At 74.3% G+C, this 7645-nt stretch carries 9 protein-coding genes; 4 read left to right on the top strand and 5 right to left on the bottom strand.

Going from position 1 to position 7645, the window contains the following annotated elements:
• A partial coding sequence (locus tag ACZ514_RS18130; RefSeq protein ID WP_469125128.1) for a CAP domain-containing protein occupies positions 1 to 954 on the top strand: 954 nt, incomplete at its 5' end.
• 82 nt (positions 955 to 1036) lie between these two features.
• Here ACZ514_RS18130 and ACZ514_RS18125 read toward each other — a convergent pair.
• Both ACZ514_RS18125 and ACZ514_RS18120 read right to left on the bottom strand, forming a co-directional pair.
• On the bottom strand, positions 1037 to 1279 hold the full coding sequence (locus tag ACZ514_RS18125; RefSeq protein WP_469125127.1) for a DUF397 domain-containing protein: 243 nt from the start codon (positions 1277 to 1279) through the stop codon (positions 1037 to 1039).
• Positions 1276 to 2139 (bottom strand): helix-turn-helix domain-containing protein, encoded by an 864-nt coding sequence (locus tag ACZ514_RS18120; protein ID WP_469125219.1) that lies wholly within the window; start codon positions 2137 to 2139, stop codon positions 1276 to 1278. Before ACZ514_RS18120 ends, ACZ514_RS18125 begins: the two co-directional genes overlap by 4 nt.
• A gap of 105 nt (positions 2140 to 2244) precedes the next feature.
• Between ACZ514_RS18120 and ACZ514_RS18115 the strand changes: the two genes are divergently transcribed.
• Positions 2245 to 2679 carry an ATP-binding protein gene (locus tag ACZ514_RS18115; RefSeq protein WP_468172549.1) on the top strand — a complete coding sequence of 145 codons (435 nt, stop codon included), beginning with the start codon at positions 2245 to 2247 and terminating at the stop codon, positions 2677 to 2679.
• Positions 2680 to 2750: 71 nt separating this feature from the next.
• Positions 2751 to 4013 carry a DUF4241 domain-containing protein gene (locus tag ACZ514_RS18110; protein WP_468172552.1) on the top strand — a complete coding sequence of 421 codons (1263 nt, stop codon included), beginning with the start codon at positions 2751 to 2753 and terminating at the stop codon, positions 4011 to 4013.
• Positions 4014 to 4101: 88 nt separating this feature from the next.
• Here ACZ514_RS18110 and ACZ514_RS18105 read toward each other — a convergent pair whose 3' ends face one another.
• Positions 4102 to 4584 carry a hypothetical protein gene (locus ACZ514_RS18105; RefSeq protein ID WP_468172555.1) on the bottom strand — a complete coding sequence of 161 codons (483 nt, stop codon included), beginning with the start codon at positions 4582 to 4584 and terminating at the stop codon, positions 4102 to 4104.
• A 118-nt stretch (positions 4585 to 4702) separates the two neighbouring features.
• The gene (locus ACZ514_RS18100) at positions 4703 to 5563 is read right to left on the bottom strand and encodes an LLM class F420-dependent oxidoreductase (protein ID WP_469125126.1); all 861 of its coding nucleotides are present in this window, start codon (positions 5561 to 5563) and stop codon (positions 4703 to 4705) included.
• A gap of 106 nt (positions 5564 to 5669) precedes the next feature.
• On the opposite strand from ACZ514_RS18100, the gene ACZ514_RS18095 reads away from it, so the two are divergent.
• Positions 5670 to 6419: a hypothetical protein gene (locus ACZ514_RS18095; RefSeq protein ID WP_469125125.1), complete on the top strand. Its 750-nt coding sequence runs from the start codon at positions 5670 to 5672 to the stop codon at positions 6417 to 6419.
• Positions 6420 to 6465: 46 nt separating this feature from the next.
• Here the strand turns inward: ACZ514_RS18095 and ACZ514_RS18090 are convergent, their stop codons facing one another.
• Positions 6466 to 7614: an ADP-ribosylglycohydrolase family protein gene (locus tag ACZ514_RS18090; RefSeq protein ID WP_469125218.1), complete on the bottom strand. Its 1149-nt coding sequence runs from the start codon at positions 7612 to 7614 to the stop codon at positions 6466 to 6468.
• Between the last annotated feature and the right edge of the window lie 31 nt (positions 7615 to 7645).

Genomic DNA, 7645 nt, shown 5'->3' with positions numbered 1-7645 from the left:
CACGGCCAGTTCAACATCGCACCGCCGAACAGCGCGGCCCTGAAGGCGGGTATCTCCTCGGTCTCGCAGCGGGACGGTCACCTGGACGTCTTCTGGGTCGGTCCCGATGGGACGGTCCGGTCTCACTGGTGGGACAGCGGTGCGAAGGGTGCCTGGTCGACTCACGGCCAGTTCAACATCGCACCGCCGAACAGCGCGGCCCTGAAGGCGGGTATCTCCTCGGTCTCGCAGCGGGACGGTCACCTGGACGTCTTCTGGACGGGCCCCGACGGGACGGTCCGGTCCCACTGGTGGGACAGCGGTGCCAACGGTGCCTGGTCGACTCACGGCCAGTTCAACATCGCACCGCCGAACAGTGCCGCCGTGCCCGGCGGAAGCACCCCGCCCCAGCCGAACCCACCGAATCCGCCGAACCCGCCGAACCCGCCGGCACCTTCGGAGGAGCAGCGGTTCCTCGACCTGATCAACCGTGAGCGTCAGAAGTTCGGGTGCGCCCCGCTGAAGGCCGACCCGAAGCTCACGGAGACCGCGCGCGCCCACAGCAGGGACCTGGCCGGCCACCCGAACCTCACGGCCGCGGGCACCGAGAACCGCGGCCACGTGGGCAGCGACGGCTCGCTGGCCTGGGACACGAACGGCGGCGCGACCACCGGGCGCATCCACAGGGACCTGGGCGCAGCGGCTGCCCGGGCCCAGGGGGAGAACGTCCACTGGGGCAAGGGAGACACCTTCGACAAGGCGATGGACGACTGGATGAACCACGACGAGGCGTCCAAGTGGGGCCACAAGTACAACATCATGGGCTGCGACCCGGATGACCCGAAGAACCCGTACTCCAACGGCGACATCGCGCGCTTCGACCCCCCGCCCACCGTCCACTACAAGCTGGTGGGAGTCGGCATAGCCCAAGCCGCTGACGGCACCGTCTACATCACGCAGGACTTCGCGGGCTGACTCGCCCACTCGGGCATGTCCCCCTGGTCCCGGCGTCGAGAAGGGCGTCGGGACCGGTGGCCGCCCGGGCGCGGGCCGGATCCTAGGCGGTGACCCCGCCGAGGAACGCGGTCCAGCTGGCGGGGCTGACCGCCAGCTCCGGGCTCGCGGCGAGCTTCGAATCCCGGACGTGGACGGTGTCGGCGCAAGCGGCGACCTCGACACAGCTGTCGCCCTGGCTGCCGCTGTGGGTCGACTTGTGCCAGGAGAGGGCGACCTCGACGCAGTTGTCCCCCTGGCTGCTGCTGTAGCTGCTCTTGAACCACTGGAGCTGGGAGCTGTTCACAGGGATCCTCGCAATCGCATCAACAGGCCCGCGCTGTCGGCAGGATTGAGGGCCTGGATGCGAAGCTTCGCATACTGCTGGTGGAAGTCGCTTACGGCTTTCGGGTCGGAGATGACCTGCCCCGCCTTCTGGCCCTCGCTATAGCCCCACCACTGGTGCTCCTCGGATTCGAGGAGGCAGAAGGGGCCGTCGGTACCCGCGTGCTCCGGGCTGACCGTCGGCATGAGCTGGATGTCCACGTTGGGCAGCTGCGCGCAGTACAGAAGATGGTCGATCAGCTCGCGTGTCACCTCCGAGCCGCCCGTCTGCCGCTCGACGACCGTCTGCTCGATGATGAAGCTGAAGGTGGTGTACGGGGTCCGCGTCAGCACCTTCTGCCGGTCCAGGCGCAGAGTGATCCGGTCTTCCGCCTCCTGCGCCGTGGGCCTGGGCGGGACGTTCTCGATCTGTGCCCGCGCGTAGGCCTCGGTTTGCAACAGGCCCGGTATCGACCTGCACTCGTACGTATTGAGCGCGACCGCCGTCTCCTCCAGTTCGGCCCAGCGCCTGAACCACGAGGCCAGCCCACGCCTCCGTGCCAGTTGCTTTGCCGCGATCTGGATGACCCCGAAGGCGTCCAGCACCTCATCCGCCTTGTTCACGAATTTCGCGGACGGGTGTCGGCGACCCTGGTCCACGGACGCCACGTACTGCACCGAATAGCCGACCAGCGGCGCGAACTGCTCCTGGGTCAGGTCGGCCCGCTTGCGGAACGCTTTGAGCATCTCGCCGAAGTTCCGTAGATCGGCATCCGGTTCCACCTGGTTGTCACCGTCGCCGCCCTCGCCAGCTGTCATCACGGTCACCTCCCGACTCATCATGCTCACGGTCGGTGACTGCCCCTGTCCAGAGCGTGGACTGCTACAGCTGAAGAGTAGTAGTGACCGTGCTGGGAACTCCCCCGCTCACACGGGACGTTCCTCCCCATGACCGCACCCTCCGGCCACCCCCGGGCCGTCGTACGCATGTTCACTCAGCGTTTCAGCTGCACCCCCCGGGGCGCCCGCCTCGCACGGCAGCTCGCCCTCGTCTCGCTGCACGACTGGGGGGTCCCCGAGGGCACGGCGCTCTCCGCCGACGCCGGGCTGCTCGTCGCGGAGCTCGCCTCCAACGCCGTCACCCACGGCCGCGTCATCGGGCGGGACTTCGAGCTGCGCATGACCCTCCTGGAGGGCGTCCTGCGCCTGGAGGTGTCCGACCCCCGGCGGGAGCGGCGTCCCGCCGTGCGGCCGCAGGCGGGTCAGGCGGAGTCGGGGTACGGGCTGCGCATCGTGGACGCCCTCGCGAGCGACTGGGGGGTGACGGACCGGATCATCGGCAAGACCGTCTGGGCGGAGCTGGCCCGCCGCCCGGCCCCGTAGGGCCCGTTGTCACCGGCGGCGGCTACTTTGCGGCTCGGCAGTGAGCCGAGGTGCACGGACGAGGAGCGGCGATGGTGGTAGAGGTGGCATACGCGCGGGCGTGGGACCGGGAGGCCCGCGCGCCCTGGTGGCCGGTGTCCGCCGGGGAGGCCCGGGAGCGGGATGCCGCCGGGCTCCCGTACGTGGTGGTGTACCGGGAGCCGGGCCGGGCGGCTCCGCTGGAGGTCCGGCTCGTCTCCTGGCGGGACCACTACGTCGGGCTGTGGGTGTACGACGCCCAGGGCCGCCGCACCCACGACCTGGACCTGCGGCTGCTGGACGACCCGGCGCGGCTGCTGCGCCGGTACTCCGTCGCCTGGGAGTACACCGGGCCGGAGATGGCCGAGTTCGACCGGGAGTGCCCGCGCGTCACCGTGGACCTCCTCCCCGACGGGCGGGGGCGGCGGACCGTGGAGTCGCGGGGCGATGCCGGGGGGTCGTACTGCACCTCGCCGGGGCTCCGGGAGGACGAGCGCTGGATGGACCGGCCCGCCTTCGGGGAGTGGCCGCTGCTCTCGGCCGGGGCCCACGGGATCACGGAGCCGCCGGTGTTCGAGGTGGTCGAGCCGACGGGCGAGGGCGGCCACGGTGACGTGCCCGCCACCTGCTGGCGGCCGCCGCGGCCGGCACTGCCGGGGCCGATCGGTGAGCTGTTCCGGCCCGGGGTGCGGGTGACCGACGGATACCACCCCGAGCAGACCGTGGTGGAGCCGCGCCGCGTCGGCACCCTGCGCGTACCCAGCGGGCTGCTGGCCGTGTCCGGCCCGGACGTCCGCGACGAGGGTCCCGCGATCACCGTCCCCGTGCCGCCCGGGGAGTACGTACTCGAGGAGGCGCGGGTCCGCTACGCCTACCACTGCGAGTGGCGGAACCAGGAGGTGACGACCACGGACCCCACGGCCGTGCGGGTGCGCGTCGGCGAGAGCCCCGCCGCGTCCTGGGAGATGGCCCTCGGGGCGGACGACGACCTCCGGCTCTTCATCGAGGGGCAGATAGCCGGCTTCGACACCGACGGCGCCACGGGGTGCTTCGCCGACGCCGGTGCCTTCGGGGCGCTCGTCGCGCTGTACGAGCGGGGGCTGATCAAGGGGGAGCCGGACGTCGACGGGTACGAGGACCTCGACGACGGCTCCATGTTCATGCAGCGCACGTGGGACACGGCCACCGGCGGCGAGCTCATGGCCTTCGCGACGTGCGGGGACGGTTCCTACCCGGTCTGGGTGGGCCGCTGCGCGGACGGCCGGGTGGTCGCGGTCGTGGTGCTGGTGGAGGGGATGCCGGAGCTGCTCCCGTAGCCGTAGCCGTAGCCGTAGCCGCGGGTGCCGACGCGTGACCGGTCCGCCTCCCGGTGGGGGAGGCGGACCGGCCCGTGCGTACCGCGGGCTACGACTTCGGCAGGGCGGGGAGGGAGGGGAGCTTGCCCGGCTCGCTCTTCTGGAAGGTGTCCTGGCCCGCGCCTTCCCAGGTGACCTTCAGAGTGGTGGCGTCGACCGAGTCGACCTTGCCCTTCGAGCGGGTCGCGCCGGCCGGGCACTTCAGGTCCAGGGTGGCGCCGTTGGTGGTGCCCTCGCAGGTCAGGCCGGTGGCGGCCTCGACCACGAACGCCTTCTGGCCCTTGACGGTGAGCACCACGCCCTTGCCCGGGGTCGCCATGGCGATCCAGCCGCCGTCCAGGGTGCCCGCGCCCGCGGCCGAGCCGCCGCCCGCCGAGGGCGTGGCCGCCGGGGCGGCCGGGGTCGGGGCGGAGGCGGCGGAGCCCGGCTTCTTGTCGTCGGCGGGCTTGCTGTCGCTGCCGCAGGCGGTCAGGGTGAGCAGGGCCGCGACTCCGGCTGCGGCGGCGACGGAGATACGCAGGTTGCTGTGCACGGGTGGTCCCCCAGGGGCGAGTCGAACGAAAAGACGGGCCAAGTTACCAGCCGTCCGGGCAGGCGGCGGTACCTACGGACACGCCGGGGCGGGGTGGTCCGGTTCCGCGCGGCTCCGGTCAGAGGTACTGGGCGAACCCGTCCAGGGCGCGCAGGACTTCCGCCTCCCGTGCCGAGGGGAGCTGGAGGACGACCTCCTCGACGCCCAGGTCGGCGTAGTGCCCGAGCTTGCCCGGCGTCGGCCGGACGGCGTACGGGACCACCTGGAGGGTCTTGGGGTCGCGCCCGGCGTCCTCCCAGGCCCGTCGTAGCGCCGGCAGTGACTCGGTCAGCCCGCGTCCGCCGATGGGGAGCCAGCCGTCGGCGTGGCCGGCGATCGCGGCGAAGAGCTTCGGGCCGGCCGCTCCGCCGATCAGGGTGCGCGGTCCGTACAGCGGTTGTCCGGGTGCGAGTTCGCGCGGCGCCTGGACCGGTTTGGGGTACGCGGAGCTGGCGCGGACGGAGGCGTACGGGCCCTCGTACGCGGTCGGCTCCGGCGACCACAGGGCGCGCATCAGCGCCATGTGGTCCCGGACGCGTTCGCGCCGGGTGCGCCAGTCGACGCCGTGGTCGGCGGCCTCCTCGACGTTCCAGCCGTATCCGATGCCGAGGGTGAGCCGGCCGCCGCTGAGGTGGTCCACGGTCGCGACCTGCTTGGCGAGGCCGATGGGGTCGTGCTGGGCGACGAGGGTGATGCCGGTGCCGAGGTGGAGGCGTTCGGTGACGGCGGCGGCCTGGCCGAGGGCGACGAAGGGGTCGAGGGTGCGGCCGTAGTGGTCGGGGAGTTCACCGCCCATCGGGGCGTCGGTGTCCCGGCTGACGGGGATGTGGGTGTGCTCGGGGAGGTAGAGGCCGGAGAAGCCGCGCTGCTCCAGGGCGCGGGCGAGGCGGGTGGGGGAGACGGTGCGGTCGGTGAGGAAGATGGTCGTGGCGATCCGCATGGGTGTGGGCACCTCCGAGACGTCGGGTGGCCACGTTACGGGCTTCCCCGCGCGGAGGGCAGGGCGCGGGGCGGGCCCGCGCGCCGCGTGTGATGAGGTGGGCGCCATGGACTCGATGGAGACGATCACGGTTCCGGAGGCGTTGCACGGCTACCCCGGGGTGGCCTTCGGCGGGTACGTGGCCGGGCTGCTGGCGGAGCGCGTCGCCGGGCGGCCGGCGGCGGTACGGGTGGACTTCCGGCGGCCCGTGCCGACCGGGACGGCGGTCCGGCTGGACCCGCACGCCGAGGACGGCGGGGCCGCCCTGTTCGACGCGGGCGGGGTGCTGCTCGCGGCGGCGTCGGCGGCGGCCGCGCCGGACGGGGAGGTGCCCGAGCCGCCGTCCTGGGCGGAGGCCTCGAAGGCCGCGGACGCCTACCGGGCGGATCCGCCGGACGGGCAGGTCGACTGCTTCGGCTGCGGGCTGGACCGGACCCCGGCGACGGGACTGCGGCTGCACTGCGGGCGGGTGCCGGGTCGGGACCTCGTGGCCACGGCCTGGACACCGGACGCCGGACTCCTCGACGACGACGGGCTGTTGCCGCCCGAGCTGGCCCGGGCCGCGCTGGACTGCCCCGGCAACGCGGCGGGCCGGCTGCTGGGCGCGGGCGGGGGCCCGGCCGGGGCGGTGACGGCGTCCCTGACCGGGCGGCTGCTGCGCCCGGTGCCGGCGGCCGGGGGGCTGGTCTCGTACGCGTGGCTGCTGGGCGGGGAGGGCCGCAAGTACACGGTGGGCACGGCGCTGGCCACCGCCGGGGGCGAACTGTGCGCCGTGGGGCGGGCGCTGTGGGTGCACCCGAGGCGGCCGCACGCCTGACCGGCGGCCGCCCCGGGGAGCCGGCCCGGGCGCCGGGGCCCGGGAGTCAGCCGCGGGGGTAGCGGGCCAGCCAGCCCGGGGAGGAGCCCGCGGGGCCGTGCAGGGCGGCGCCCTGGGTCATCTCCAGGGCGAAGTCGTCGGCCAGCTCCAGGAGCGTCGCCCGGCCCTCCAGTTCGGCCAGCCAGGCCGCCGGGAGGGCCGTCTCGCCGTGCAGGGCGCCGAGCAGGGCCCCGCACAGGGCGCCGGCGGCGGCGGAGTCCCCGCCGTGGTTGACGGCCAGGCGCAGGCCGTGCGGGACGTCCTCGGCGACCAGGGCGCAGTAGACGGCGGCGGCGAGGGCGTCCTCGGCGGCGCGGCCGTCGCCGCCGGCCGGGAACAGGGACTCGACGGAGTCGGGGCCGGGCGCGCCCCGGGTGACGGCGGCGAGGGCGCGCAGGAGGGCTTCGGTGACGGGTTCGTGGCCGGGGCGGGCGGCGAGCAGGCCGAGGGCGCGCCGGACGGCGGCGTCCAGGGGCTCGCCCCGGGTGAGGCCGTGGACGGTCACGGCGAAGGCTCCCGCCGACAGGTACGCGGCGGGGTGGCCGTGGCTCTGGACGGCGCACTCGACGGTGAGCTGGAGCACGAGGGCGGGCTCCCAGCCGACCAGCAGCCCGAAGGGGGCCGAGCGGACGGCGGCGGCGGCGTCCCGGGCGTCCGGGTTCTTCGGCTGGTCCAGGGTGGCGAGGGTGTCGTCGGCGAAGCCGGTCAGGCAGGCGCGCCCGGGGGCGCGCCGGGCGTAGAGCCACTCCTCGTTGGCGAGCCAGCCGTTGTCCTCGCGCCGCTCGTCGGGGCCCCAGTCGTGCTGGGTCGCGGCCCAGCGGCGGTAGGCGCGGTGGACGTCGGTCGGCGGGTGCCAGCCGCCGGAGTCGCGGCGCACGTGGGCCCGTATCAGGCCGTCGACGGTGAACATGGCCAGCTGCGTGGCGGCGGTGACGGCGCCGCGGCGGCCCGGGGCCGGTGCGGCCGGTGCGGACAGTCCGGCCGGGCCGTGGGCCCGGCGGATGGCGTCGAGGGTGAGGCCGGCGACGGGTGCGCCGAGGGCGTCCGCGACGGCGGAGCCGAGGAGGGTCCCGCGCACCCGGCTGCGGAAGTCCTGCTGTTCGGCGCGGCCCCACAGGGCGGTGGCGGCGGCCCCGGCGGGGGCCGTCCCCGGCAGGGCCGTGCCCGTGGTCGTGCCCGTCGTGTTC

Source organism: Streptomyces sp. NPDC034086, assembly GCF_055575515.1.
Note: the sequence above shows the minus strand (reverse complement) of the source record. Positions and strands in the feature narration are given on the sequence as shown.

Coding starts and splice junctions, on each gene's coding strand:
- ACZ514_RS18120 (WP_469125219.1), bottom strand. CDS start 2,139: ATGATGAGTCGGGAGGTGACCGTGATGACAGCTGGCGAGGGCGGCGAC.
- ACZ514_RS18100 (WP_469125126.1), bottom strand. CDS start 5,563: ATGCGGATCGCCACGACCATCTTCCTCACCGACCGCACCGTCTCCCCC.
- ACZ514_RS18095 (WP_469125125.1), top strand. CDS start 5,670: ATGGACTCGATGGAGACGATCACGGTTCCGGAGGCGTTGCACGGCTAC.
- ACZ514_RS18110 (WP_468172552.1), top strand. CDS start 2,751: ATGGTGGTAGAGGTGGCATACGCGCGGGCGTGGGACCGGGAGGCCCGC.
- ACZ514_RS18115 (WP_468172549.1), top strand. CDS start 2,245: ATGACCGCACCCTCCGGCCACCCCCGGGCCGTCGTACGCATGTTCACT.